Here is a 26,163-nt window from a genome sequence, read left to right as displayed (position 1 = left end):
CCCTGCCCGACTTCCACCGATCCACCGCCGATCGACTGATCCGCCGATCCACCCGATCCGAAAGGACCCGCACTCCATGACAGACATCGAGATCCAGAAGGTCACCGCGCACATCGGTGCCCGCGTCACCGGCGTCGACATCTCCAAGCCCCTGGACGACATCACCGTCTCCGCCCTGCGCACCGCGCTCAACCAGCACAAGGCGCTGGTCTTCGACGACGTCGACCTGGACGACGAGGGCCAGCAGGCCTTCGCCCGTCACTTCGGCGACCTCACCACCGCGCACCCCACCGTGCCCGCCGTGGACGGCGCCCCGAACGTGCTGCCCGTGGACAGCGAGCGGGGTCGCGCCAACCACTGGCACACCGACGTGACCTTCGTGCTGAACCCGCCCCAGGCCAGCACCCTGCGCAGCATCACCGTCCCGCCGTACGGCGGCGAGACGCTCATCGCCAACTCCGCGGCCGCCTACCGCGATCTGCCCGAACCGCTCCGCGCGTTCGCCGACACCCTGTGGGCCGAGCACACCAACGACTACGACTACGCGGTGCCGGACGAGGCCATAGGCGAGGAACAGGCCGCACAGCGCGCCCAGTTCACGTCCATCGCGTTCCGCACCGCGCACCCGGTCGTCCGGGTCCACCCGCTGACGGGTGAACGCGGGCTGTTCATCGGCGGGTTCGCGCAGCGGATCGTCGGGCTGTCGGTCGGCGAGTCCCGCAAGATCCTCGACCTGCTCCAGGCGTACGTGACCCGGCCCGAGAACGTGCTGCGCTGGCGCTGGTCCCCGAACCAGCTGGTCCTGTTCGACAACCGGATCACCCAGCACTACGCCATCGACAACTACGACGACCAGCCGCGCCGGCTGCACCGGGTGACCGTCGCCGGTGACGTGCCGGTCGGCGTCGAGGGCAAGGAGAGCACCTCGATCGCGGGCGACGCGTCGCACTACACGTCGGTGGCCTGAGACCGACGGCCTGAGACGGACGGCGTGAGACCCATGGCGTGACGGGGTGGACCGCCCCGGAGGGTGCGGAAGCCGGCCGCCGGCCGGTCACGGACCGACGGTGAACGGAATCTCACGCTCCGCATGGATCACGTCCACATTCTGGGCGGCCCCGTCCCACGATCGGCGGGGCTGCCCAGACTGTGGGCGTTTTCGCCGCTCACCCGCAAGGAATCCCCCACGCCCATGTCCCGTCCCACCCTCGACGCCCCGACCGGCACCACCGCCGCGGACGCCCCGCTCTCGCACGGCCTGAAGCAGCGCCATCTGTCGATGATCGCCCTCGGCGGGGTGATCGGCGCCGGACTGTTCGTCGGCTCCGGCGCGGGCATCGCCGCCGCCGGTCCGTCCATCGTCGTCGCCTACGCCGTCTCCGGTCTGCTCGTCATGCTGGTGATGCGGATGCTCGGCGAGATGTCGGCCGCGTATCCGTCCTCCGGTTCCTTCTCCGCGCACGCCGAGCGGGCGATCGGCCCCTGGGCCGGCTTCGCGGCGGGCTGGTCCTTCTGGGTACTGCTCTGCACGGCCGTCGGCCTGGAGGGCATCGGCGCCGCGAAGATCGTCACCGGCTGGCTGCCCGGCACCCCCGAGTGGGCCTGGGTGGCGCTGTTCGTGGTCGTCTTCTGCGTCACCAACCTCGCCGCCGTGAAGAACTTCGGCGAGTTCGAGTTCTGGTTCGCGGCATTGAAGGTCGGAGCCATCACGCTGTTCCTGGTGCTCGGAGTGCTGGCGATCGCCGGTGTGCTGCCGGGCACCGCGGCGCCGGGCACCGCGAACCTCACCGGCGAAGGAGGCTTCCTGCCGAACGGCGGGGAGGGGCTCGTGATCGGTCTGCTCGCGTCGGTGTTCGCGTACGGCGGGCTGGAGACCGTGACGATCGCGGCGGCCGAGTCCGAGAACCCGGTCAAGGGGGTCGCGAGCGCCGTCCGCACCGCCATGTGGCGCATCGCGCTCTTCTACATCGGCTCGATGGCGGTCATCGTCACCCTCGTCCCCTGGGACTCGAAGGCGGTCGTCGAGCGGGGCCCCTACGTCGCCGCGCTCGAACACCTCGGCATCCCCGGCGCCGGGCAGCTGATGAACGTGGTCGTGCTCGTGGCACTGCTGTCGGCGATGAACGCCAACGTCTACGGCTCCTCGCGCATCGCCTACTCCCTCGTGGAGCGCGGCCAGGGCCCGAAGGCGCTGGGCCGGGTCTCCTCCGGGGTGCCGCGGATCGCGGTGCTCGTCTCCTGCGTCTTCGGGTTCGGCTGTGTCGTTCTCAGCTACTGGCGTCCGGACGACGTCTTCCCCTGGCTGCTGAACATGATCGGCGCGGTGATCCTGGTCGTCTGGATGTTCATCGCCGTCTCGCAGCTGCGGCTGCGGCGCCGCCTGGACCGGGAGGCACCGCAGAAACTGGTCGTCCGGATGTGGGCGTTCCCGGCGCTGACCTGGGTCGCGCTGGCGGGCATGGTGGCGATCCTCGCCCTGATGGCCCGGGAGCCCGGCACCCGGACGCAGTTGTACGCGACGGGCGCCATGACGCTGCTGCTGGCGGCCGTGGGCCACGCCCGGCAGCGGGCGCGCGCCCGCGCCTGACCGGTGGACCGCCGCGCCGCGTGACCCCGCGAGGACGTACCTCGCGGGGTCACGCCGTCACTGTGCGCACGGCACGTTGAGCGAGACCAGCGCGGCCGACCCGTCCTCCACCCGGAGTTCGGTGATCGCCGCGTCGGCGAGGGCGGGCAGGACCCGGCGGTACTCGCCCAGGGGGATGGACAGGGCGGAGCACAGCACCAGACGCAGCAGGGTGTTGTGGGCGACCACCAGCACGCGTTCGCCGGGATGGGCCGCGGCGATGTGGCGCAGGGCGCGCGTTCCCCGGGCCGCCGCGGTGCGCGGATCCTCCGCCTCCGGGAAGGGGTACGACACCGGATCGGCCCGGAACGCCTTCGCCCGGACCGGGTTCTCGGCCTCGAACTCGGCGAGCGTACGGCCCTCCAGCACGCCGAAATCGCATTCGCGCAGGGTGGGTTCGCGGCGCGGATCCAGCCCGAGGGCGTGGCACGCGGGCTCGGCGGTGGCGACGGCGCGGGACATGGTCGAGGTCCAGATCGCGTCGACAGGGTGCGCGACCGCCCAGCGTCCGAGTGCCTCCGCCTGGGCGCGGCCCTCGTCGCTGAGGGGGACGTCGCTCACGCCGGCATAGCGGTTCTCCGCGTGCCAGACGGTCTGCCCGTGCCGGGCCAGGAGGAGGGTCGCGCTGCGGCTCGTTGTACTCATGAGGCCGCAGTATCCAGGTCCGGACGCGCCCGTGCGCGCGCCGCGGGGGAAGCCGCGGACCGGCCCGTCGCCGCGGCCCGGCGACGAACCGGGCGTAGCGGGGCGGCGAACCGTGCCGTACCGGTGGAATGGGTCGGAGGACCGCCCGGAGTCCGGACGCGGAGATTCCGCGGTGGCGGTGGGAGTGTCGGCCGCGCCCCCGCCGCGGACTTCCGGCACCAGCTCGCCGGGCCCGGCCCGGGCTCCGCCGGAGGGGGGGCAGGGCGGACGGGGACCGGGCGGACGGGTATCGCGGAGCCGAGCTGCCGCCGCTCCCGAAATCCGGGCGCGGCCGGACGGATACCGCCCCCGCCGTCGCCCCTCGAACCCTTACGCTCGCGAGGGACGGTGTCCGGCGCCGGGCGCTCCTCGCCCTTGCCGTCGTTCCCCACCGACCGTTCCCGGACGGACCGCTCTCCTACGGAGGTGTCGCCGTGTACGTGCGCTGCCCGAACTGCGGAGGACCGCTGCAGAAGTTCCGCCGACTCACCAAGGACGAGGAGGCGGCGGTGCGCAAGATCAAGGACGTGAACGACCCGGCGGCCTACCACCGCTGCGCCACCACCGACTGCCGCCGCTTCCAGCGCCAGACCAAGTGGTGGGTCGGCGGTGACTTCCCCGAACCCGACGCCGACCCCAAGAAGGCCGCCAAGTAGGACGCCGGGCGGTCCGCCACCGGTGGCGGACCGCCCGGGGCCTGCGAAACCGGGGCCTGCGAACCCGGGGCCGGCGCGCCGTGGCCGGCCCCGGACCGGAGCCGACTACAGGTTGCTGAAGTCCGGTCCCGCCGTACGGGTGCGCTTGATCTCGTAGAAGCCCGGCACCGAGGCGACCAGGAGCGTGCCGTCCCAGAGCCTGGCCGCGTCCTCGCCCTGGGGGGTCGGGGTGACGACCGGGCCGAAGAAGGCGAGCTGCTCGCCGTCGGCGCCGGGAACGGCGATGACCGGGGTACCGACGTCCTGGCCGACCTTCTCGATGCCCTCCTTGTGCGAGGCGCGCAGCTCGGCGTCGAACTCGAAGTCCGCCTGGTCGGCGTAGTCGATCAGGTCGGCGGGCAGCCCGACCTCTTCCAGAGCACCCGCTATGGCCTCCTTGGTCGGGCCCGTGCCCTCGTTGTGGAAGCGGGTGCCGAGCGCGGTGTACAGCGGGCCGAGGACGTCGGCGCCGTGCTTCTGCCAGGCGGCGGTGACCACCTTGACCGGCTGCCACGCCGTGGTCGCGAGCATCTCGCGGTAGTGGTCGGGAAGCTCGTCCAGCTTGGGCTCGTTCAGTACGGCGAGGCTCATGATGTGCCAGCGCACCTCGATGTCGCGGACCTTCTCCACTTCCAGCACCCACCGCGAGGTCATCCAGGCCCAGGGGCACAGCGGGTCGAACCAGAAGTCGACGGGGGTCTTGCCGGAACTGGTCTGAGCGGTCTGCTCGGGCATGGCTCTCCTCTATAACGCGGTCCTTTCCCTGGCGAACACCGGCACTCACCCGCACCATTCCCGCGGGTCTGCGCGATTCCCGCGGGTTCGAGGGATTCCCCTGTGTCTCCGCCGCCACAGCGTCCGGCGTCAGGGGCACATGGCAGGATCGGTCCTGTTCGCGCATGTCTATGACGCCATGAGGGAGTGCAGCCGTGCCCGGTGAGAACCTGTCCCGCGACGAGGCCCAGGAGCGGGCGGCACTGCTGTCCGTCGACAGCTACGACGTCTTCCTCGACCTGCGCTCGGCCGTCGGGGAGACGGAGCCCGACCCGGCACCCGGCGAGCCCCGCACCTTCCGCTCGGTGACCACGCTCCGCTTCCGCTGCGCCGACGCGGGCGCCGCCTCCTTCGCCGACCTGATCGCGCCGCGGGTGACCGCCGTCTCGCTCAACGGCCGGGACCTCGACCCGGGCGAGGTCTTCGACGGCTCCCGGATCCGGCTGGAGGACCTCGCCGCCGAGAACGAGCTCGTCGTCGACGCGCGGTGCGCCTACTCCCGCACCGGCGAGGGCATGCACCGCTTCGTCGACCCCGAGGACGGCGAGGTGTACCTGTACACGCAGTACGAGCCCGCCGACGCCCGGCGCGTCTTCGCGAACTTCGAGCAGCCCGACCTCAAGGCGCCGTTCCGCTTCGAGGTGCGGGCCCCCGAGGGCTGGACCGTCTGGAGCAACGGACTCGGTGAACTCACGGACGGCGTCTGGAGGTTCGCCGAGACCAAGCCGATCTCGACGTACATCACGGCGGTCGTGGCCGGCCCGTACCACTACGTGACGGACTCCTACTCCCGCGCCTTCGACGACGGTACGACGCTGGAGATCCCCCTCGGCGCGATGTGCCGCAAGGGCCTGGCCCCGCACTTCGACGCCGACGACGTGTTCCTGGTGACCAAGCAGGGGCTCGACTTCTTCCACGACCACTTCGACTACCCGTACCCCTTCGGGAAGTACGACCAGGCGTTCGTGCCGGAGTACAACCTCGGCGCGATGGAGAACCCGGGTCTCGTCACCTTCCGCGAGGAGTACATCTTCCGCGGCAAGGTGACGCAGACGTCGTACGAGGCGCGCGCGAACGTCATCCTGCACGAGATGGCGCACATGTGGTTCGGCGACCTGGTCACCATGGTGTGGTGGGACGACCTGTGGCTGAAGGAGTCCTTCGCCGACTTCATGGGCACGTTCGCGAACGTCGGCGCGACCCGCTTCACCGACGCCTGGATCACCTTCGCCAACCGTCGCAAGGCCTGGGCCTACCGAGCCGACCAACTGCCGTCCACCCACCCCATCACGGCCGACATCCGTGACCTGCAGGACGCCAAGCTGAACTTCGACGGCATCACCTACGCCAAGGGTGCCTCGGTCCTCAAGCAGTTGGTGGCGTACGTCGGGCAGGACGCCTTCCTGGAGGGCGCCCGCCGCTACTTCAAGCGGAACGCGTACGGCAACACGCGCCTCGGCGACCTGCTGTCGGTCCTGGAGGAGACGAGCGGCCGCGACATGGCCACCTGGGCCCGGTCCTGGCTCCAGACCGCGGGCGTCAACTCCCTGACCCCGCAGGTGATCCTGAGCTCGGACGGCCGCGTCACCGAGCTGGCGATCCTCCAGGAGGCCGCCGAGTCGCACCCCGAACTGCGCCCGCACCGCGTGGCCGTGGGCCTCTACCGCAGGCAGTCGCTGCGCGAGGGAGGGGACGGCTCGCTCGTCCGCTACGCGCGCGCCGAGGTGGACGTCGACGGGCCGCGCACGGTCGTCACCGACCTGGTCGGCGCCGAGGCCCCCGAGCTCGTCCTCGTCAACGACGACGACCTCACCTACTGCAAGATCCGCTTCGACGAGGGCTCACTGGCCACGCTGCGGGACGCGCTCGGCGAGATGACCGATCCGCTCGCGCGGGCCCTGTGCTGGTCCGCTCTGTGGAACCTCACGCGCGACGCGCTGATGCCCGCCCGGGACTTCATCGGCCTGGTGCTGCGTTTCGGGGGCCGCGAGTCCGACATCGGCGTGCTCCAGATGCTGCACGCCTGGGCCAACTCCGCGCTCGTCCACTACGTGGCGCCCGACTGGCGCGCGGAGGGCGGACGACTGCTGGCCGAGGGCGCGTTGAAGGAACTGCGGCTCGCCGAACCGGGCAGCCAGCACCAGCTCGCCTGGGCCCGCTTCTTCGCCACCATCGCGTCGAGCGAGGCCGATCTCCAGCTGCTCCAGGGCCTGTTGGAGGAAACCGCGAAGATCGACGGACTGGCGGTCGACCAGGAGCTGCGCTGGGCCCTCCTCGAACCGCTGGCCGCGCACGGGGTCGCCGACGAGTCCGTGATCGCCGCCGAACTCGCCCGTGACGACACGGCGTCCGGCAAGCGGCACCAGGTCCGCTGTCTCGCCGCCCGCCCCTCCGCGGCGGTCAAGGCCCAGGCCTGGTCCGCGGTCGTGGAGTCCGACGCGCTCTCCAACGCCCTCGTCGAGGCGACGATCTCCGGCTTCGGCCAGCCGTCCCGACGGGACCTGCTGGCGCCCTACACCGCCAAGTACTTCGCCGCGATCGACCGTGTCTGGGCCGATCGGTCCATCCAGATCGGCATGGACGTGGTCCGGGGGCTGTTCCCCTCGCTCCAGGACTCCCCCGCCACCCTGGAGGCGACGGACGCCTGGCTCGCGGCGCACGAGGACGCGCCGCCCGCGCTGCGCCGGCTGGTGCTGGAGTCACGGGACGACCTGGCCCGGGCCCTGCGGGGGCAGGCCTGCGACATCGCCGCGGCGGGCTGAGGAGCCGGCCCGCGCTCTCCGGCCCGCGCGGGCCCCGGTGGAGGCACCGGGGTCCGCGCGTCCGGTGCCCCCACCGGTCGCCCCCGCGTCCGGTGTCCTCACCGGTGGACTGATCCGATCCGTCCACTGGTTACAAGATGCAGGTATTCAGAGCCGTAACCCCTATTAATCCTCATCCGGACCAGCGCCTTTCGGCAGTCGAACGCCCGTACTTTAGGGCGTGCTTGTCCCGATTCTCCGACGAGCGTGTAACAGGGGTTAGAGGACGGTTCCCCGGCGGGAAACCCCGGTTCATGAACCACATCCCCCCGCTCTCCCCCCGCCTCCCCCGTCACCTGTCCCCCGTGCGGCGCCGGGTCCTGACCACCGCACAGCTGCGCGGTCAGGGCGTGACCGTCGCCGACGCCGACGAACGGTGCCGGCCCGGCGGAACCTGGCAGCGGCTCCTTCCCGGGGTCTTCCTGCTGCACCCCGGCCCGCCCACCTCCGAGGAACGGCTGCACGCGGCGCTGCTGTACGCCGCCCGGACCCCCGCGGCCCCCGCGGCGGCCCGCATCCCCCTCCAGCCGAGCGCCGAGGAGCCGCACGCCGCCCAGCCCTACGCGGACGCGCTCGTCACCGGCCTGGCCGCGCTGGCCCTGCACGGCTTCAGCTCCGTCGGGCCGCTGCTCTCCCTCGACACGATCGACGTCCTGGTCCCCCGCCTGCGCCGGCTGCGCTCGACCGGCGGTGTCCGCATCGTGCGCACGCCGTCCCTGCCTGCCCCCGCGTTCGTGACCGGTGTCCCGGTCGCCGCCGTCCCGCGCGCGCTGGCCGACGCGGTCGCGGAGCTGACCGACGCGGACGCCGTCCGCGCGCTGCTGACGGAGGCGGTGCGCGGCGGCCACTGCGACCCGGCCTCCGTCGTCAAGGAGTTGACGACCGCGCGGCTGCTGGGCCGCCCGTACGTGGTGGACGCCGTGGACTCGCTGAAGGCGGAGGGCAGAGCGATCGCGGAGACCCATCTGTACCGGATGGTCTACGAGCACGGGCTGCCCGACCCGGTCTGGAACGTCGACCTGCGGCTGCCCGGGGGGCCGCGTCTGGGCGGTGTGGACGCCTACTGGCCCGAGCAGGCGGTGGCGGTCGAGCTGGACACCCGCACCCCGCGCCAGCGCGAGGACGCCACGGGGTCCGGGTACGCCCGCAAGCGTGAGCATCTGGAGCGGCTGGGCATCACGGTCGTCCACATCACCCCGGCGAAACTCCGTGAGGCGATGGAGCAGCAGGCCATGGTGGTGCGCACCGCGCTGATGGCCTCGACCGACCGTGATCCGGCGGCGTACGTCGTGGTGCGGCCGCGGTAGTGACGGACCGTGGCGGCATCAGGAGGGGAGGGGAGGGGTCCGCGGGTGTTCACCCACGGACCCCTTCCCGCGTTCCCGTGGCGTTGTCAGTGCCCCGATCTAGTGTGGGGCGAGCAGGTGATCCATGGCCGACGCGCCTGCCGTGACGCGCACGACGAGACAGGAGAGCCCGATGACGACCCTGCCCGATCGCCCGAACACCGCGCTGCTGGTGATCGACATGCAGCACGGAGCGGTGGACGGTGCCCACGACCTAGGCACCGTGATCGCGAACATCGACACCCTCGTCGCCAGGGCCCGTGCCGAGGCCGTGCCGGTGATCTGGGTGCAGCACTCCGACGACCAGATGAAGCGGGACAGCGAGTCCTGGCAGTACGTGCCGGAGCTGGTCCGCCACGACGGGGAGCCGGTCGTCCACAAGCACTACGGCGACTCGTTCGAGGCCACCGAGCTGGAGGAGCTGCTCGCCGGACTCGCCGTCGGCCATGTCCTCGTGACCGGTGCCCAGACCGACGCCTGTGTGCGCTCCACCCTGCACGGCGCCTTCACCCGCGGGTACGACGTGACCCTGGTCGGCGACGCCCACACCACGGAGGACCTCACCGCGTACGGCGCCCCCACCCCGGCCGAGGTCATCGCGCACACGAACCTCTACTGGAGCTTCCAGAAGGCGCCCGGCCGGCTCGGAAGCACCGTCGAGACGGCGAAGGTCAGCTTCGCGCCGAGCGCCGCGGACCAGCGGACCGGCTGACCGGGGAGGGCTGCGGTCGGGCCGCGGGGGCGGCCCCGCCGCGGCGGCCCGAGCCGCGTTCACCGAGCCTCGTTCACCCCTTCTTCAGGATCAGTTCGGTGTTGCGGTCGCGGGGGTTGCCCGACAGGTCGGTGCGGGCGCCGGGCGTGTTGAAGGAGATCTCCCGGTAGAGCGCGGCGAGCCCCGTCTGGGTGAGGTCGGAGAAGTCCGTGGTGTGCGGGGCGGCGGACTCGACGAGGGTGGTGAACAGGGAGAGGGTGCCGTCCCTGTTGTCCACCAGCTCGATGATGCGGGCGAGTTGCGGGAAGTCGACGTGGGAGGCGGTGCTGATCTCCCAGAAGGAGCGGTTGTCGGGAGCGGCGTGCGCGACGATCTCGTTCCTGTGGGTGTGACCGTTCACCCAGGCCAGGACGTTGCTGAAACTGGCCAGCAGGGCGACGACCGCGTTCCCCTCGTGCCGCCTCTCCGCCGGGTGGGCGGGGTCGGGGTGGGTGTTGCGCATCGACTTGCTGGTGTGGTGGCTGAAGACGATGACGTACGCGTCCTCGTTCTCGCGCAGCGTCCTCTCCAGCCAGCGCAGTTGGGCCGTGCCGATGGAGCCCTCGTAGTGGCCGCCGGGGTCGGTGGTGTCGAGGCTGACGCCGATGACGTCCTCGGCGATGCGGAACGTGTAGTGCTGGGTGCCCGCCGCGAGGTTCTCGGAGGAGTAGCCGTGGCCGATCGGACCCGGTCCGGTGTGGGCCGGGTCGAGGTGCGCCTTGACGTACTCGGCGGGGGTGAACGGGGCGCGCTTCTCGTCGGGGGTGACCGAGCGCATCTGCCGGGTGTGCGCCCTGAGCAGGTCGTGCAGCTCGGCGCCCTTGGGGCTGGTGCCCTTCTTGAGGCTCTTGGCGAGCGCGGCGCACTCCGCCGCGCCCAGGGACATCAGCTTCTTGCCGCCGACGGCGAACTCGGTGAGGTAGGAGTCGCCGTGCGAGCCGTAGCAGCCCAGCGGGAGCGCGTCGTGGTTGCCGACGGTGGAGTACCAGGGCAGGCTCAGGCCGGGGCTGCGCAGTTCGCGGATCGCCGCCTCCAGGAAGCCCGGTATGCGCGGGAAGCCGATCTGCTTGTCGGCGTCGCGCAGGGCCGCGTCGGGCTGCCAGTACGTCTTGAGGCCGCTGGCCTGGACGCCCTCGTAGTGCCGCGGGTCACCGCTGTTCGGGGTGATGCGGCCACCGCTCATGACCTTCAGGAACCACTCCAGTTCCGTCTTGGAGTTGTTGTCCGTGTTGTCCCCGGTCGTCATCACGAAGTGCAGGTCGGAGCCGGTGACGGGGGCTCCCGGCAGGGAGTTGACCCGCTCCACCAGGGAGACCGCGCCCGCGACGCTCAGCGTCTCCTGCGGACGCCAGGCGCTCGTGTTCCGGGCGCGCAGGTACTCCGTCCGCAGCGGGTGCTGGGTGTCGGTCAGGTGCAGGTCGGTGAGCTGCACGAACGCGGCCAGCGCGGTCCGCCGGTCCGCGCGGCCCGGCTTGCCCGCGGCCAGGTCATCGCGGACGACCCGCTTCCAGCCGGGCCCGTCGCCGAGCCGGCGGTACCCGGAGGAGCCGGGCCGCGGGGCGGCGACGCCCCGCAGGGTCGTGCCGCGCGTGTACGGGACGAGCGCGGCCGGTGCGTGCGGGCCGATCGGGCCCGTCTGCGGGCCCGAGCGGGCGACGGAGTCGGCGACGGGCGCCTGCCCCTGGGTCGCGGCGTGCGCCGAGGCCTGCGGGCGCAGGGCGAGACCGATTCCCGTGGTGAGGGACACCGCTCCGGTGGCGGCCAGCAGGGTGCGGCGGTTGAGGGCGGGTACGGTGGCGACAGAGCGTGTGCGCGGCATGGCGCGGTCTCCCCGAGTGCGAACGCGTCGGCAGTGGCCGCGGGATGCTCCGGTTGGCGAACATCCCGCTCACACTGGATCGTCGGCAGCGGGGATGACCTGTGCGTTAACTGGGCGGCAACGGGCAGCGCCGATCACCGTACGTCGATCTCGGCACACCCTGTGCGTCCATGGAGTCCTGTCCGAACGGCCGGTGGACGGTCACTCCGCGTTCATCTTCCGGGGTAGAAGAGGTGATTCCGGGGCGGGGGCGGGGGTTCAGGGATTGGCCGGGGAATACGCGGGCGCGGTCCAGCGCAGGAGGCCGGCGGCGGGCGTCTCGACCGCTTCGGTGAGGGTGAACCTCACGGTCCGTTCGCCGTCGGGGGCGAACTCCGTGCGGGCCGTGCCGGTCAGTTGGAGCACGGCTCCCGACGTCCAGTCCAGGAGGAGCAGGCCGGCCCGCGGGTCGCACTCCAGGTTGCCGAGGCTTCGGAACATGGAGTTCCCGGAGTAGTCCCGCCAGCTGAGTTCGGTGGGGCCCTCGACGCGTACGAAGCCGGGGTTGCCACCGCGATGACCGGCGTCGGCGCCCTGCCGGTGGACGGTGGCGAGGAAGAAGGTGTCGGCGGACCCGACGAACTCCCTTTGGGCGGGCGTGAGTTCCGTGGAGTGCCGGGAAACTCCCGCCGTGCGGTCGGCCACCAGCTCGTACGCCTCCCTCTTCTGGAGGTACTTGGGGCAGTTGCCGAAGACCTCGTCGGCCTCGACCTCGAAGCCGCGCGGGGTCGGCAGGACCCGGCCGCCCAGGCGGATCCGGCGCCGGGTGCGCGGGTCGAGGGCGAGGACGCCGACGGGCGTGCCGGAGGTGGCGAGCGCGGCCGTGAGCGGATCGCCGGCCCGGAGCCCGCCCACGACGGAGATCCGGTGGGGGCCTGCGGCTCGCACGAAGCCGGGCCTCCCGGTGAGCAACGAGGCCCACACCCCACCGCCCCGCGAAGCCGCGCCGACGACCAGCATCGGCTGCTGTTCGAGGAAGGCGGCGACCACCGGGCGGACGGCCCGGCCGATGGCACGGCCCACGTGGTCGGCGAGCTCGCGGACGCCGACACGGTCCTGGATCGCGCGTGAGCCCGAGTGGTACGTCATGACCGCTCCCGGTTCCCGAAGGGGCCGCGGGCCGGCGCGGACGAGGTCGGCGCCGCCCTGGATAACTAACCTTTCTCATTGACATTAAGGGTTATAAAGAGGATCGTCAACCGGTGACCTACTCTTGAGCGGTTAGCCAGCAAGGGAGACCCGCCATGCCCGCCCGCCCCGACCCCCGCCCGCTCACCGGCGAGCCGGTCTCGCTCGACCTGCTCAACACCCGCTGGATCCACGAGGGCGTGACACGGGACCTGCTGACCGACACCGAGGGCCTCGCGGTCTGGCTGGCGGGCAACGGGCTCGACTTCCCGGCCGACGACACCGTCCTGCGGCACACCCTCGAAGCCCGTGACGCCCTGCGCGCCGCGATCGACCGGCCCGGCGGACACGGCGACACCGGACCGGACGAGAGCGGACCGGACGGGAGCAGCCCGGACGGCGAAGGGCCGGCGGCCACCGGGTCCCCAGCCGCACCCCCGGCCCCGACCCCGACGCGGGGCGTCGCCCGTGTCGACGCCGTGCTGGCGCACGGGCGCGTCCGGCTGACGCTGACCGACCGGGGCCCGGGCGAGACGCCCGAGTTCGACGACCCCTCCTGGGGCCCGGCCTGGCTCGCCGCGCGCGACTACCTGGACCTGCTGGCCACCGCCCCGGACCGCATCCGCCGCTGCGCCCACGACGCGTGCGTCCTGCACTTCTTCGACACCTCACGGAACGGCACCCGGCGCTGGTGCTCGATGGCGGCCTGCGGTAATCGCGCGAAGGCATCCCGCCACTACGCGCGCACAAAAGAGAGTTGAATCGACAAAGAGAGACATCCGCGCTGTCCGGGATGTCCGCGCATAGCGCGCTATCGACGGCATGACGTATGGCGGAAGTACGCCATGACTTCATCCCGCCACGGTCAACTCTCCCCAAACAACTGCCCCTTGGGTAAAGCTGAGCGGTCATCCGGGTTCACATACCGGACTGATGCGACCGGACCCCGTCGAACGCCGGGAACCGGCCGTTCCACGCTCGTTCCTTTACCTCCAAGGGATGCAGATGACCTCCGACCCTCAGCGCGCTCCGATATCGGGCGCGAGACGCGCGGCCCGCATTGCCGTGGCCGCGGGCCTGGTGGCCGCGCTCTCCGCGGCCGGGCCGATACCCATGGCCTTCTCCGCGGACACGGGCGCGCCCACGGCCGACCCCGGCACCAAGTCCGCCGCCGCCAAGCTCGGTTCGGCCGACGCCGACCTCCTCACCGAGGCCAAGGCCAACGGCGACAAGAACGTCACGATGATGATCGCCACGGCTCCCGGCCGGACCGAACAGGTCGCCGAGGAGCTGGGCGCGGTCAAGGGCGGCTCGGTGGGCCGCAGTTACGACAAGCTCGGCTACATCCGCGCCACCGTCCCGACGGGCAAGGCGGACGCGGCCATCGCCGCCGCCGCGAAGCTGTCCTCGGTGCACGGGATCGACCTGCGCCAGGAGATCGCGCTGGACGACCCGACCCCGAGCGCCGACACGGCCAAGCACGGCAGCAACACCTCCACGGCCGCGACGTACGCGGGTCCCGGCAAGAACACCCCCGCCGAGAACCCGTACAACCCGTCCTTCGAGACGGGTGCCGTCGACTTCGTCAAGGACCACCCGAAGGCGGACGGCCGGGGCGTCACCATCGGCATCCTGGACTCCGGCGTCGACCTGGGCCACCCCGCCCTGCAGAAGACGACCACCGGGGAACGCAAGATCGTCGACTGGGTCACCTCGACCGACCCGATCCTCGACAGCGACGCGACCTGGCGCGCGATGATCACCTCCGTGGCCGGGCCCACCTTCACGTACAGCGGCAAGACGTGGACGGCGCCGGCCGGTTCGTACGGGATCAACGTGTTCCGGGAGTCGGCCACGACGGGCGGCGACGCCAAGGGCGACGCGAACCGCGACGGTGACACCACCGACGCGTGGGGCGTGCTCTACAACGCGGCGGCGGGCACGGTCACCGTCGACCTGAACAACAACAACGACTTCACCGACGACACGCCGATGAAGCCGTACAAGGACGGCTTCCAGATCGGCTACTTCGGTACCGACGACCCGGCTACGGACGTCGTCGAGCGGCAGCCGTTCGTCGTGGAGATCCGCAAGGACGTCGTCTACAACTCGTCGACCGGCGCCAAGGCCGACTTCGTCAACATCGGCGTCATCGAGTCCGAGCACGGCACCCACGTCGCGGGCATCACCTCCGCGAACGGGCTCTTCGGCGGGAAGATGAACGGCGCCGCGCCCGGCGCGAAGATCGTCTCCTCCCGTGCCTGCACCTGGACCGGCGGCTGCACCAACGTGGCGCTCACCGAGGGCATGATCGACCTCGTCGCCAACCGCGGCGTGGACATCGTCAACATGTCCATCGGCGGTCTGCCCGCGCTCAACGACGGCAACAACGCGCGCTCCGAGCTCTACACGCGTCTCATCGACACCTACGGCGTCCAGCTGGTGATCTCCGCGGGCAACTCCGGCCCCGGCGCGAACACCATCGGCGACCCGGGCCTGGCCGACAAGGTCATCTCGGTCGGCGCGACCATCTCCAAGGAGACCTGGGCCGCCAACTACGGCTCGCAGGTGGAGAAGAAGTACGCGATGCTGCCCTTCTCCTCGCGCGGCCCGCGTGAGGACGGCGGCTTCACGCCGACGCTGAGCGCGCCCGGCGCCTCGATCAACTCCACCCAGACCTGGCTGCCGGGCTCCCCGGTCGCCGAGGCGGGCTACACCCTGCCGGCCGGCTACTCGATGCTCCAGGGCACCTCGATGGCGTCCCCGCAGGCCGCGGGCGCCTCGGCGCTGCTGCTCAGCGCGGCGAAGCAGAAGGGCATCGAGCTCACCCCGGCCACCCTGCGCACCGCGCTGACGTCGACCGCCGACCACACCAAGGGCGTCCAGGCGTACGAGGAGGGTGCGGGCCTCATCAACATCGGTGACGCCTGGGACTCCGTCAAGGACGGCGCCACCGCCCACGAGTACACCGTCAAGGCCCCGGTCGACACCGCGATCGACTACGCGCTCAAGACCCCGGGCTTCGGCACCGGCCTGTACGACCGCGAGGGCGGTCTCAAGGCCGGCGAGCGCAGGACGTACGACGTCACCATCACCCGCACGTCGGGCGAGGACCGGGCGATCCGGCACGAGCTGTACTTCGAGCACAACGCCGCCGACACCTTCCGGATCGTCGGCTCCGACGAGGTGAAGCTGCCGCTGAACCAGCCGGTGACCGTCAAGGTCCAGGCCGCGCCGAGGTCGGCCGGTCTCAAGAGCGCGATCCTGGAGATCGACGACCCGCGGACCGAGGGCGTCGACAAGCAGATCCTGTCCACCGTCGTGGTCTCGGCTCCGCTCAAGTACACCTACGCCGCGTCGAGTTCGGTGCAGCGCAACAGCACCACCTCGTACTTCGTCACGGTCCCCGAGGGCGCGAAGTCCCTGGAGGTCGCGATCGGCGGGCTGAAGGACAAGAGCCAGACCCGGTTCATCGCGATCCACCCGTACGGCGTCCCGGTCGACAACACCGGTACCCCGTACTGCTACAACAACTACCTCGACGGCAACGGCTGCAAGGCCGACGTGCGTTCGTACGCGGACCCGCAGGCCGGCGTCTGGGAGATCGAGGTCGAGGCGCGCCGCACCTCGCCGCTGCTCGACAACCCGTACAAGCTGGATGTCGCCGTGCTCGGCGCGGTGTTCGACCCGGCGGTCGTGACCGTCCCCGAGGCCAAGGTCGGCACCCCGGCCACCGCCTCCTGGAAGGTGACGAACAGCTTCGCCGCGCTCGACGGCAAGCTGAAGGGCGGCCCGCTCGGTTCCTCGAAGAACGCGCGGCCGACCATCACCGAGGGTGCGACGCAGACCACCACGGTCGAGGTGCCCGCGGGCGCCGCGTCGCTCGACGTGGCCATCGGCAACGTCTCGGACAACGCCGCCGACCTCGACCTGACGGTGAAGAACGCCGCCGGGACCGTCGTCGGACAGTCCGCGGACGGTGACTCGGAGGAGGCCGTCTCCGTCGCCGCCCCCGCCGCCGGGACGTACACCATCGAGGTCGCGGGCTACTCGGTCCCGGCGGGCTCGACGGCGTACGACTACCAGGACGTGTTCTTCTCCGCCTCGCTCGGCACGGTCACGGTCGACGGCTCCACCCCGGTGAAGCTCGCCACCGGTGCCTCGGCCACGGTGTCCGGCTCGGTCACGGCCGCCGCCGCGGCGCCCGAGGGACGCGAGTTCTTCGGACAGGTCCAGTTGGTGAACGCGCGCGGCACGGTCGCGGGCACCGGCAGTGTGAAGATCGAGAAGGTCACGCCGTAAGGGTGTGGTCCCCGGCCGCCTGAGCGGTCCGGGGCGAGGGCGGGCGTCCGGAGACGGACGCCCGCCCTTTTCGTGTGCCGTCGAGCCTTCGTGCGCCGTCCGTCGGTGCGGCGTGCGGCCCCGCCCCCGGACCGCCCCTCGTCCGCCCCGCCCTCACCGCCCGCGTCTCGTCGGCCACCTCTCAGCGGGCGCAGCGCATGGCCCGCGCCTCGGGGAGCGCCTTGACGATCCAGGCACGGTCGCGGGCGATGTCCGCCTCGCCCGTGGCCCAGATGTCGGGAGTCACGCTGTGCTGCTGGATACCGACCAGCGCCTCGTCACCCCGGTGCAGCCGCGGATCGACGTTCCTGTCCATCAGGAAGACGACCTCCTTCTCGCCCTTGGCCGGCTTGTAGTAGTGGTACACGTCGAGGGTGATCCGGTCCTGCGTGGTGCCGGGGACCCGGCTCACCTCGGTGACCGTGCCCTCCGCGACGAGCCGGGCGCAGGCGAGGTAGCCGGGCCCGGTCTGCAACTGCTGGCTTCCGGCGTCCTTCTTGGAGTCACTGGCGGCCTTGTCCGCCGCACCCGTCCCGCCCTGCGCGACCAGCCAGCCCATCCCGACGACCATCGAGGTCACCGCGGCCGCCGCCAGGACGCCCACGGCGAGGGCGCCGCGATTCCGGGGGCGCTTGATCGGGGCGCCGCCCGGACGCCCGCCCCCGGACCCGCGTGGACTCCGCGGCCCGCGGAACCCCCGGCGTTGCCGGGACCCGCGGTCCCGCTCGGCCGCCTTGCCGGACTCCGCGCCCGCGAGCGCGTCCCCGATGATGATCAGCTGGTCCCGGAGCACGTCCACGTCCGCTCGCGCCGACCGGTGCTCGGCCATGAACACGACATCGTCGCGAGCGCCTTCGGGCAGTGCGTCGTCCGTGATCGCGGCCAGCAGCGGGTCCATGTCCTCGTACTCGGCCACGTCACACCACCTCGTCCTCGTGCAGGCGGGCGCGCAGCGCGCGGACCGCCGTGTGCAGCCTGCTCTTGACCGTGCCCTCGGGTATGCCCAGTTCCGCGGCGATGTCCCGCACGGGCAGGTCGGCGTAGAACCGCAGGACGAGGACCTGGCGCTGGGCGTCGGGCAGTTCGTCCAGTCCCTGGGCGACGGCCAGCGAGAGCACGCTGGCCTCCTCGTCGGAGGGCTGCTCCAACTGTCGCAGCGAGGCGAGTCGTTCGCCCAGCCGGTCCTGCCGACGCCTGGCCCGGTGCCAGTCCATCGCGAGGTTCGAGGCGACGACCGCCGCCCAGGCGGACACGTCGCGCGGCGCCTCGTCCCCCTTGGCGGCCCGTTCCAGCAGCCGTAGCCGGACCTGTTGCACCCCGTCCGGCAGGTCCGCCTGCGGTACGCCGCCGAGCGCGAGCACCGCACGCACCCGGCGTTCCTGCACCGCGTCCAGGGGATCGTCCGCCCCCGGTGCGCGGCGTGGCTTTCTGCGCAGCACAGCCACCCCTCCCCTCCCGCGTCCCCCCTACGACGCCGGTGCGGGCCGAAACGTTCGGGCGGGTTCACGGAGTCGTACGTCACACCGGGCCCGAGGCCATGGCGGCGCCCACACCGTACGGCTTGCGGTTCCCCCGTGTCACCGGGCGATTTCTTCGTACCGGGACGCCCGGCCGCCGCAGGATCGGGCTCCTCGGCACGCGTCCGGGCGTCCCACCCCTTGGGCGGCGCGACGAAAGGATTGGACACGCGGACCGGGGTCAGACGCATGATGGAAGCGCTGGACCTCGTAGAACGCACGTCAAGGGAGTCGCCGTGAGGGTCGGAATCGTCGGAGCCACCGGTATGGTCGGCACAGCCATGCGCAGGATCCTCGTCGAGCGGGACTTCCCGGTCGCGGAGCTGCGTCTGTTCGCCTCGGCCCGTTCGGCCGGGACGGTCGTCGACGGGGTCACGGTGGAGGACGCCTCCACGGCGGACTACTCGGGCCTGGACATCGTGCTGTTCTCCGCGGGCGGAGCCACCTCCAAGGCGCTGGCCGAGAAGGTCGCCTCCCAGGGCGCGGTCGTGATCGACAACTCCTCCGCCTGGCGCAAGGACCCCGGGGTACCCCTCGTCGTGTCCGAGGTGAACCCGCACGCGATCACCGACCGCCCCAAGGGCATCATCGCCAACCCGAACTGCACGACGATGGCCGCGATGCCGGTCCTGAAGCCGCTGCACGAGGAGGCGGGGCTGGAGGCGCTGGTCGTCGCCACCTACCAGGCGGTGTCCGGTTCGGGCGTCGCGGGCGTCGCGGAGCTGCACGGCCAGGCCCTGAAGGTCGTCGCCGACGCGGACCGGCTGACCCATGACGGCGAGGCCGTCGACTTCCCCGAGCCGACCGTCTACAAGCGCCCGATCGCCTTCAACGTGCTCCCCCTCGCGGGTTCGATCGTCGAGGACGGCCTGAACGAGACCGACGAGGAGCAGAAGCTCCGCAACGAGTCCCGCAAGATCCTGGAGATCCCCGGTCTCAAGGTCTCCGGCACCTGTGTCCGTGTCCCGGTCTTCTCCGGCCACTCCCTCCAGGTGAACGCCCGCTTCGCGCGTCCGCTCTCCGTCGAGCGCGCCACCGAGCTCCTCGGGGGCGCCCCCGGTGTCGTCCTGTCCGACATCCCGACCCCGCTCCAGGCCGCCGGCAAGGACGCCTCGTACGTCGGGCGCATCCGGCAGGACGAGACCGCCGAGCACGGCCTCGCGCTGTTCGTCTCGAGCGACAACCTCCGCAAGGGCGCCGCGCTGAACGCGGTCCAGATCGCGGAGCTGGTGGCGGCCGAGCTCAAGGGCTGACACCCCGGATCCACCCCACGCCGGAGGGGCGGGCACCGGTCGGTGCCCGCCCCTCCGGCTTCCGCTTTCCGCGGGCGCCGAGCACCGGGCACGTGGTCCACGCGCGTGGGGTCCGCGGACAGCCGTCCGCGGACCCCACGTTCACGAACCACCCGGTCGGGACCTACGCGGTGGCCGCCTGCGCGTCCGCCGCCTGCGCCTTCAGGGCTCGCTCGACGCCCGAGCGGGACTCCGAGACCAGGCGGCGCAGGGCGGCGCTGGGCTCGGCCGAGAGCAGCCAGGCGTCCGTCTTGTCCAGGGTCTCCCGGGCGATCTGGATGCCCGGGTAGAGACCGGTCGCGACCTGCTGCGCGATCTCGTGCGACCGCGAGTCCCAGATCTCCTTGACCACGGCGAAGAACTTGTCCGTGTACGGGGCGAGCAGCTCCCGCTGGTCGGTCTGGACGAAGCCCGCGATGACCGCTTCCTGCACGGCGTTCGGGAGCTTGTCGGACTCGACGACCGAGGCCCAGGCCTCCGCCTTCGCCTCCTCGGTGGGACGGGCCGCCCGGGCGGTGGCCGCGTGCCGCTCGCCGGCGGCCGTCCTGTCGCGCTCGTACTCGGCGGCGATCTCCGCCTCGTCGAAGCGTCCGACGGCCGCGAGCCGCTCGACGAGCGCCCAGCGCAGCTCGGTGTCGACGGCGAGACCCTCGATGGTCTCGCGGCCTTCGAGCAGGGCCTCCAGGAGGTCCAGCTGTTCCGGCGTGCGCGCGGTCGCCGCGAAGGCACGGGCCCAGGCGAGCTGGTGGTCGCTGCCGGCCTCGGCCGAGCGCAGGTGGGCGAGCGTCGCGTCCGTCCAGCGGGTCAGCAGCGCCTCGCGGGCGGTCGGGTCGGCGTACAGCTCGATCGCGAGCTTCACCTGGCGGTGCAGCGACTGGACGACACCGATGTCGGACTCCTTGCCGATGCCGGACAGCACCAGGGCCAGGTAGTCGCGGGCGGCGAGCTCGGCGTCGCGCGTCATGTCCCAGGCGGAGGCCCAGCAGAGAGCGCGCGGGAGGGAGGACGCGAAGTCGCCGAGGTGCTCGGTGACGAAGGCCAGCGAGGCCTCGTCGAGGCGGACCTTGGCGTACGACAGGTCGTCGTCGTTGAGCAGGATCACGTCGGGGCGGCGCTTGCCGACGAGCTGCGGAACGGCGGTCAGCTCCCCGTCCACGTCCAGCTCCACGCGCTCGCCGCGGACGAGCTTGCCGCTGTCGGCGTCGAAGTCGTAGAGGCCGACCGCGATGCGGTGCGGGCGCAGGGTGGGCGCGCCCTGGGCGCCGGCCGGCAGGGCCGGGGCCTCCTGGCGGACGGCGAAGGCGGTGACGACGCCGTCGGCGTCGGTCTCGATCTCCGGGCGCAGGATGTTGATCCCGGCCGTCTGGAGCCACTTCTGCGACCAGGTCCCGAGGTCGCGTCCGGAGGTCTCCTCCAGGGCGCCGAGGAGGTCGGACAGGCGCGTGTTGCCGTACGCGTGGGCCTTGAAGTAGGCCTGGACGCCGCTGAAGAACTCGTCCATGCCGACGTAGGCGACGAGCTGCTTGAGGACGGAGGCGCCCTTGGCGTACGTGATGCCGTCGAAGTTGACGAGCACGTCGTCGAGGTCGCGGATCTCGGCCATGATCGGGTGGGTGGAGGGCAGTTGGTCCTGCCGGTACGCCCACGTCTTCATGGAGTTGGCGAACGTGGTCCAGGAGTGCGGCCACCGGCTGTCGGGGTGGTAGGCCTGGCAGGCGATGGAGGTGTAGGTGGCGAACGACTCGTTCAGCCAGAGGTCGTTCCACCACTCCATGGTCACGAGGTCGCCGAACCACATGTGGGCCAGCTCGTGCAGGATCGTCTCGGCGCGCAGCTCGTACGCGGCGTCGGTGACCTTGGAACGGAAGACGTACTGGTCGCGGATGGTGACCGCGCCCGCGTTCTCCATCGCGCCGGCGTTGAACTCGGGCACGAAGAGCTGGTCGTACTTCGTGAACGGGTACGCGTAGTCGAACTTCTCCTGGAACCACTCGAAGCCCTGCCGGGTGACCTCGAAGATCGCGTCCGAGTCGAGGAACTCGGCGAGCGAGGGGCGACAGTAGATGCCGAGCGGGACGGTCTGTCCGTCCTTCTCGTACACGCTGTGCACGGAGTGGTACGGGCCGACGATCAGCGCGGTGATGTACGTCGAGATCCGCGGTGTCGGCTCGAAGACCCAGACGTCGTCCTTGGGCTCCGGGGTCGCCGAGTTGGAGATGACCGTCCAGCCGGACGGCGCCTTCACGGTGAACTGGAAGGTGGCCTTCAGGTCGGGCTGCTCGAAGGACGCGAAGACGCGGCGCGCGTCCGGGACCTCGAACTGGGTGTACAGGTAGGCCTGCTGGTCGACGGGGTCGACGAAGCGGTGCAGTCCTTCACCGGTGTTGGTGTAGGCGCAGTCCGCCACGACACGGACGACGTTGCGCCCCTGAAGGAGACCCGGCAGCGCGATCCGCGAGTCCTCGAACACCTCGGCGGGGTCGAGCGGGTCGCCGTTGAGGGTGACTTCGTGGACCGTCGGGGCCACCAGGTCGATGAACGACTCCGCGCCGGTCTCGGCGGAGTCGAAGCGCACCGTGGTCACGGACCGGTAGGTGCCGCCCTCCTGCGCGCCGGAGAGGTCGAGATCGATCTCGTACGAGTCAACGGTGAGCAGCTTCGCGCGCTGCTGCGCCTCTTCGCGGGTCAGGTTTGTGCCAGGCACGCGGTCATCTCCTCGTTATGTGTGGGTTGCGCCATCCTTCCACGGGACCCGCGCGGAACGCGATGTCCGTTTCCCGCCGGTGCCGGGCCCGCGCGGGCGCGAGCCTGGACGTATGACGACGTACACCGCACACCCCATCGACCCGGCCGCGTTGAAGGAACTCCGCGACACCGACGACGCGGGCCGTCCGCTCGTGCCGCTGACCGACGAGGAGGGCGGCGCGCTGCTGCGCTGCTGCCTGCGCCGCAGCGAGCCCGGTGAGCGCATCGCGCTCGTCTCGTACGCGCCGCTGCGGCGCTGGGCCGCGCGAACCGGCGCCGAGCCGGGCGCCTACGAGGAGCTGGGGCCGGTCTTCGTCCACGCGGACCCGTGCGCGGGTCCGGCCGGGGACGCCCTGCCGTTCACGAACTCCCACCGCACGGTCCGCCGCTACTCGGCCCAGGGGCACATCCTGGGCGGACGGCTGGTGCCGACGGCGGACGGCTTCGACGAGGCGTTCACGGCCGCGTTCACCGATCCGGAGGTGGAGTTGCTCCATGTGCGGGCGGTGGAGTACGGCTGCTTCCTGTACGAGGTGCGCCGGGACTAGGGCGTCCGGCCGGGGCCGGGCTCCTCGGTCGGTGAGCACGTGACCGGGGGCTTCGGCGCGGCGGGGGCGGGGGGGGGCGGGACGCCGCGGGCGTCCTGGGCGTCCCGGGCGTCCCGGGCGTCCCGGGCGTCCCGGGCGTCCCGGGCGTCCCGGGCGTCCCGCGGGGCGTACGGCCCCCGCCACCCGCCGCTAGGCCGGGTTCCTCGGGGTGCCCACGGCGGCGACGAGGGCCGCCGCGACGTCGGCGGTGTCCGGGGACTCGGCGGCCCAGGCCACGTATCCGTCGGGCCGCACCAGCACCGTCGTACGCCGTTCGCCCGCCCAGCGCTCCACCGCGAGAGCGTCCACGTCCCTCTCCGACCGCCCGATCTCCCCGGCCTCGTACGACCGCGGGGCGATCAGGACGAACCGCCCGCCCCGCAGGGCTTCGTAGAGCCGGCCGCCACCCCTCAGGGCGACGTCGGGGGCGCGGGTGCCGACCAGCCGGTGGGCGCCGCGCGGGGCCCCGTACGCGTACCCGATGCCCGTGATCCGTCCGACCGCCCTGCGCCGAGCGGGGCCGACGCGGCCGAGGACCGTGGTGATCCCCGCGCGCAGTGCCCGTGTCCAGGGGTTCTTGGCCATAGCGAGCCGGACGATGCCGCCGCTGCTGCGCACCACGGAGGCGCCGACGGGGTGCCGTTCGGCCTCGTAGGTGTCCAGCAGCCTCTCGTCCACGAGCCCGTCGGACACGGCCGCGAGCTTCCAGCCGAGGTTCGCCGCGTCCTGGAGCCCGGTGTTCATGCCCTGGCCGCCGGCCGGGGTGTGCACGTGCGCGGCGTCGCCCGCGAGGAAGACGCGGCCCACGCGGTAGGCGGGCGCCTGCCGCTCGTCGCTGTGGAAGCGGGACATCCAGCGGGCGTCGCGCATGCCGTAGTCGCGCCCGAGCGCCAGCCGGGCGATCTCCTTGACCTCGTCCAGTCCGACCGGTTCGCTGTCCGGGACGTCCCGGCCTCGGTGCCAGCCGATGACGCGGTGGTAGCCGTCGCCGAAGGGCGCGATGAAGGCGAACGCGTCGCCGACGGCGTCGGCGGTCAGCACCGACTCCGGTTCCTCGTCGAGCCGGACGTCCGCGAGCACGACGGACCGGATGACCGACCTGCCGGGGAACGGCAGCCCGATCGCCTCCCGCACCGCACTGCGCATCCCGTCCGTCCCGACGACGTAGTCGGCCGCCAGCTCGCCCGGTACGCCGCCGGGGCCCCGGACCTCGAGCGTCACCCCGTCCGTGTCCTGCCGCAGTCCGGTCACCTCCGTCTCGTGCGCGAACCGCACTCCGGCCTTCTCCGCCCGGCGCGACAGCGCCTCCTCCACCTCGTACTGCGGGATCACCAGCAGGTGGCCGAAACGGGAGGGCAGCGTGTCCAGCGTGAGCGAGAGGCCGCCGAAGAGCCGGACGCGGTCGAGGGCCCGGCCCTTGCGCTCCAGGTCGTCGGCGAGGCCCCGGGCGTCGAGCTGCTCCAGGGTGCGGGCGTGCAGGACGAAGGCGCGGGAGAGGTTGCTGATCCCGCGGGGGCGCTTCTCGACGAGGGTGACGGGGACACCCGCGGTGGCGAGGTCGCCGGCCAGCAACAGGCCGGTGGGCCCCGAGCCGACGACGATCACCCGGCGGCGCGTGGGTTCGGGCGTGCCGAGCGGGGTGCTGGGGGGCGTGCGCGTGTTGCCGGTCATGACGGCTCCTCCGATGCCGACGCCGGCCGGCCGGCGTCCACCGGCCGACGACCGTCGGCCAACCCCCGCGTACCGGCCTCGTCCTACCCGGCAACAGTGCGCCAACACTCGTTGGCCAACGGTTGTTGGCAAGGATAGAAAGGCGCTGCTGGACTGTCAACAAGTGTTGGCCTACGGTTGTTGGCATGCACGTCCAGGAACAGCACGAGTCCAGCTCGGACGACGGTGCCGGCACGGTGCCCGCCGCCGCTCCCGCGACGGCCCCTCGCCGGTCCGACGCCACCCGCGGCGCGATCGTCGCCGCGGCCCGTGAGCGCTTCGCGGCCGACGGCTACGAGCGCGCGACGATCCGCGCCATCGCCAAGGACGCGCGCATCGACCCGTCGATGGTCATGCGCTACTACGGCTCGAAGGAGGGGCTGTTCGCGGCCGTCCTCGACGTCGATCTGCGGCTGCCCGATCCGACGGCCCTCGATCCGGACGACGTGGGCCGCCTCCTGGTGGGCCACTTCCTCGACCTGTGGGAGGAGAACGAGGTCCTCACCGCGCTGCTCCGGGTCAGCGCCACCAATCGGTCGGGCGCCGAGCGGATGCAGAGCATCTTCAGGGACCAGTTGATGCCGACGACCCGGCACTTCTGTCCCGACCCCGAGCAGGCTCCGGCCCGCGCCGCGCTCTGCGCCTCACAACTGCTCGGACTCGCGCTCACCCGCTACGTCCTGCGTCTGCCCCCGGCCGTCACGCTGCACCGCGAGGAGATCGTGGCGTGGCTGGGCCCCACGGTGCAGCGGTATCTGACGGCACCGCACCCGTAGCACCGGACAGGCAGAGGATCGGACAGGCGCAAGACCGGGCGGCCAGAGGTCAAGGCGGGCAGAGGTCCGGGACGCGAGCCCCCGGACGGAACGGCCGCCGCCCGGGCCGCACCCCCGGAACGGGACGACCACGCCCGGGCCGGGCATCCGGACGGAACGGCCCCACGCGACGCGGACGCCCGGCACCGGACGGGGGACCCAAAACGCGTCGAGGGGGTCTTCGCACCCGTGGGTGCGAAGACCCCCTCGACGGGGAGTCGGTGCGCGAGCGGCGCTCAGCCCTGCTTCGGCTGCCGGTCGGCGGACTTGTCCAGGACCATCACCAGGCCGGCGATGATCACGAACAGCCCGATCGGCGCCAGGACGTAGAGGCTGAGCGTCTCGATCACGCTCAGGCCGGAGCCGGGGTCGTCACCGTCGTCGCGGGTCAGCGCGAGCGCGGGGGACGACATGAGCAGCATCATCAGCGTCGTACCGGCGGCCAGGGCACCGGCGCGCAGAGCGTTCTTCTTGTCCACGGTGCAAACGTAGC

Annotated in this window: 20 protein-coding genes; 11 read left to right on the top strand and 9 right to left on the bottom strand. The window is 71.9% G+C overall.

Annotated features, from left to right (window positions below):
* The first annotated feature begins 76 nt into the window (after nt 1-76).
* Nucleotides 77-967, top strand: a complete 891-nt coding sequence (locus tag ACFYW7_RS01895; RefSeq protein ID WP_389497041.1) for a TauD/TfdA dioxygenase family protein — start codon at nt 77-79, stop codon at nt 965-967.
* A 225-nt stretch (nt 968-1,192) separates the two neighbouring features.
* Complete coding sequence (locus ACFYW7_RS01890; RefSeq protein ID WP_389497040.1) at nt 1,193-2,587, top strand: amino acid permease; 1,395 nt, start codon at nt 1,193-1,195, stop codon at nt 2,585-2,587.
* 57 nt (nt 2,588-2,644) lie between these two features.
* On the opposite strand, the gene ACFYW7_RS01885 is transcribed toward ACFYW7_RS01890, so the two are convergent.
* On the bottom strand, nt 2,645-3,271 hold the full coding sequence (locus ACFYW7_RS01885) for a histidine phosphatase family protein (RefSeq protein WP_389497039.1): 627 nt from the start codon (nt 3,269-3,271) through the stop codon (nt 2,645-2,647).
* Nucleotides 3,272-3,744: 473 nt separating this feature from the next.
* Here ACFYW7_RS01885 and ACFYW7_RS01880 point away from each other — a divergent pair, with 473 nt between their 5' ends.
* Nucleotides 3,745-3,966: a hypothetical protein gene (locus tag ACFYW7_RS01880; RefSeq protein ID WP_389497038.1), complete on the top strand. Its 222-nt coding sequence runs from the start codon at nt 3,745-3,747 to the stop codon at nt 3,964-3,966.
* 105 nt (nt 3,967-4,071) lie between these two features.
* Here the strand turns inward: ACFYW7_RS01880 and ACFYW7_RS01875 are convergent, their stop codons facing one another.
* Complete coding sequence (locus ACFYW7_RS01875) at nt 4,072-4,740, bottom strand: DsbA family protein (RefSeq protein ID WP_389497037.1); 669 nt, start codon at nt 4,738-4,740, stop codon at nt 4,072-4,074.
* Between the two features lie 194 nt (nt 4,741-4,934).
* Here ACFYW7_RS01875 and pepN (ACFYW7_RS01870) point away from each other — a divergent pair, with 194 nt between their 5' ends.
* From pepN (ACFYW7_RS01870) to ACFYW7_RS01860, 3 genes are all read left to right on the top strand, one after another.
* Nucleotides 4,935-7,541 carry an aminopeptidase N gene (gene pepN, locus ACFYW7_RS01870; RefSeq protein WP_389497036.1) on the top strand — a complete coding sequence of 869 codons (2,607 nt, stop codon included), beginning with the start codon at nt 4,935-4,937 and terminating at the stop codon, nt 7,539-7,541.
* A gap of 293 nt (nt 7,542-7,834) precedes the next feature.
* Entirely contained in the window at nt 7,835-8,887 is a 1,053-nt protein-coding gene (locus ACFYW7_RS01865) for a hypothetical protein (protein WP_389497035.1), read from the top strand.
* Between the two features lie 172 nt (nt 8,888-9,059).
* A complete protein-coding gene (locus ACFYW7_RS01860; protein WP_389497034.1) occupies nt 9,060-9,638 on the top strand; it encodes an isochorismatase family protein in 579 nt (192 codons plus the stop codon).
* 73 nt (nt 9,639-9,711) lie between these two features.
* On the opposite strand, the gene ACFYW7_RS01855 is transcribed toward ACFYW7_RS01860, so the two are convergent.
* Entirely contained in the window at nt 9,712-11,496 is a 1,785-nt protein-coding gene (locus ACFYW7_RS01855; protein ID WP_389497033.1) for a TIGR03767 family metallophosphoesterase, read from the bottom strand.
* Between the two features lie 258 nt (nt 11,497-11,754).
* A complete protein-coding gene (locus ACFYW7_RS01850; protein WP_389497032.1) occupies nt 11,755-12,624 on the bottom strand; it encodes a pyridoxamine 5'-phosphate oxidase family protein in 870 nt (289 codons plus the stop codon).
* Nucleotides 12,625-12,779: 155 nt separating this feature from the next.
* Between ACFYW7_RS01850 and ACFYW7_RS01845 the strand changes: the two genes are divergently transcribed.
* Together ACFYW7_RS01845 and ACFYW7_RS01840 are read left to right on the top strand one after the other, a co-directional pair.
* Nucleotides 12,780-13,424 carry a CGNR zinc finger domain-containing protein gene (locus tag ACFYW7_RS01845; protein WP_389497031.1) on the top strand — a complete coding sequence of 215 codons (645 nt, stop codon included), beginning with the start codon at nt 12,780-12,782 and terminating at the stop codon, nt 13,422-13,424.
* A 244-nt stretch (nt 13,425-13,668) separates the two neighbouring features.
* Nucleotides 13,669-16,965, top strand: a complete 3,297-nt coding sequence (locus ACFYW7_RS01840; protein ID WP_389497030.1) for a S8 family serine peptidase — start codon at nt 13,669-13,671, stop codon at nt 16,963-16,965.
* Nucleotides 16,966-17,146: 181 nt separating this feature from the next.
* Here ACFYW7_RS01840 and ACFYW7_RS01835 read toward each other — a convergent pair whose 3' ends face one another.
* The gene (locus tag ACFYW7_RS01835; RefSeq protein ID WP_389497029.1) at nt 17,147-17,920 is read right to left on the bottom strand and encodes a hypothetical protein; all 774 of its coding nucleotides are present in this window, start codon (nt 17,918-17,920) and stop codon (nt 17,147-17,149) included.
* A gap of 1 nt (nt 17,921) precedes the next feature.
* Nucleotides 17,922-18,449 (bottom strand): RNA polymerase sigma factor, encoded by a 528-nt coding sequence (locus ACFYW7_RS01830; RefSeq protein WP_389497028.1) that lies wholly within the window; start codon nt 18,447-18,449, stop codon nt 17,922-17,924.
* A 308-nt stretch (nt 18,450-18,757) separates the two neighbouring features.
* Between ACFYW7_RS01830 and ACFYW7_RS01825 the strand changes: the two genes are divergently transcribed.
* Nucleotides 18,758-19,774, top strand: coding sequence for an aspartate-semialdehyde dehydrogenase (locus tag ACFYW7_RS01825; RefSeq protein ID WP_389497027.1), 1,017 nt, complete (start codon nt 18,758-18,760; stop codon nt 19,772-19,774).
* A 163-nt stretch (nt 19,775-19,937) separates the two neighbouring features.
* Here ACFYW7_RS01825 and pepN (ACFYW7_RS01820) read toward each other — a convergent pair whose 3' ends face one another.
* Entirely contained in the window at nt 19,938-22,517 is a 2,580-nt protein-coding gene (gene pepN / locus ACFYW7_RS01820) for an aminopeptidase N (RefSeq protein WP_389497026.1), read from the bottom strand.
* 112 nt (nt 22,518-22,629) lie between these two features.
* Between pepN (ACFYW7_RS01820) and ACFYW7_RS01815 the strand changes: the two genes are divergently transcribed.
* Complete coding sequence (locus ACFYW7_RS01815) at nt 22,630-23,106, top strand: DUF1203 domain-containing protein (RefSeq protein WP_389497025.1); 477 nt, start codon at nt 22,630-22,632, stop codon at nt 23,104-23,106.
* A gap of 189 nt (nt 23,107-23,295) precedes the next feature.
* Here ACFYW7_RS01815 and ACFYW7_RS01810 read toward each other — a convergent pair whose 3' ends face one another.
* Nucleotides 23,296-24,816, bottom strand: coding sequence for an FAD-dependent monooxygenase (locus tag ACFYW7_RS01810; protein WP_389497024.1), 1,521 nt, complete (start codon nt 24,814-24,816; stop codon nt 23,296-23,298).
* Nucleotides 24,817-25,001: 185 nt separating this feature from the next.
* On the opposite strand from ACFYW7_RS01810, the gene ACFYW7_RS01805 reads away from it, so the two are divergent.
* Nucleotides 25,002-25,631, top strand: coding sequence for a TetR family transcriptional regulator (locus tag ACFYW7_RS01805; RefSeq protein ID WP_389497023.1), 630 nt, complete (start codon nt 25,002-25,004; stop codon nt 25,629-25,631).
* Between the two features lie 275 nt (nt 25,632-25,906).
* Here ACFYW7_RS01805 and ACFYW7_RS01800 read toward each other — a convergent pair whose 3' ends face one another.
* A complete protein-coding gene (locus ACFYW7_RS01800) occupies nt 25,907-26,149 on the bottom strand; it encodes a hypothetical protein (protein WP_389497022.1) in 243 nt (80 codons plus the stop codon).
* Between the last annotated feature and the right edge of the window lie 14 nt (nt 26,150-26,163).

It is taken from the genome of Streptomyces sp. NPDC002580 (assembly GCF_042889485.1).
Lineage (GTDB): Bacteria > Actinomycetota > Actinomycetes > Streptomycetales > Streptomycetaceae > Streptomyces.
The sequence above is the reverse complement of the archived record's forward strand: the minus strand, read 5'-3'. Positions and strand labels throughout refer to the sequence as shown.

Coding starts and splice junctions, on each gene's coding strand:
- ACFYW7_RS01805 (WP_389497023.1), top strand. CDS start 25,002: ATGCACGTCCAGGAACAGCACGAGTCCAGCTCGGACGACGGTGCCGGC.
- ACFYW7_RS01810 (WP_389497024.1), bottom strand. CDS start 24,816: ATGACCGGCAACACGCGCACGCCCCCCAGCACCCCGCTCGGCACGCCC.
- ACFYW7_RS01865 (WP_389497035.1), top strand. CDS start 7,835: ATGAACCACATCCCCCCGCTCTCCCCCCGCCTCCCCCGTCACCTGTCC.
- ACFYW7_RS01875 (WP_389497037.1), bottom strand. CDS start 4,740: ATGCCCGAGCAGACCGCTCAGACCAGTTCCGGCAAGACCCCCGTCGAC.
- ACFYW7_RS01895 (WP_389497041.1), top strand. CDS start 77: ATGACAGACATCGAGATCCAGAAGGTCACCGCGCACATCGGTGCCCGC.
- ACFYW7_RS01890 (WP_389497040.1), top strand. CDS start 1,193: ATGTCCCGTCCCACCCTCGACGCCCCGACCGGCACCACCGCCGCGGAC.
- ACFYW7_RS01840 (WP_389497030.1), top strand. CDS start 13,669: ATGACCTCCGACCCTCAGCGCGCTCCGATATCGGGCGCGAGACGCGCG.
- ACFYW7_RS01815 (WP_389497025.1), top strand. CDS start 22,630: ATGACGACGTACACCGCACACCCCATCGACCCGGCCGCGTTGAAGGAA.
- ACFYW7_RS01850 (WP_389497032.1), bottom strand. CDS start 12,624: ATGACGTACCACTCGGGCTCACGCGCGATCCAGGACCGTGTCGGCGTC.
- ACFYW7_RS01860 (WP_389497034.1), top strand. CDS start 9,060: ATGACGACCCTGCCCGATCGCCCGAACACCGCGCTGCTGGTGATCGAC.
- ACFYW7_RS01855 (WP_389497033.1), bottom strand. CDS start 11,496: ATGCCGCGCACACGCTCTGTCGCCACCGTACCCGCCCTCAACCGCCGC.
- ACFYW7_RS01885 (WP_389497039.1), bottom strand. CDS start 3,271: ATGAGTACAACGAGCCGCAGCGCGACCCTCCTCCTGGCCCGGCACGGG.
- ACFYW7_RS01845 (WP_389497031.1), top strand. CDS start 12,780: ATGCCCGCCCGCCCCGACCCCCGCCCGCTCACCGGCGAGCCGGTCTCG.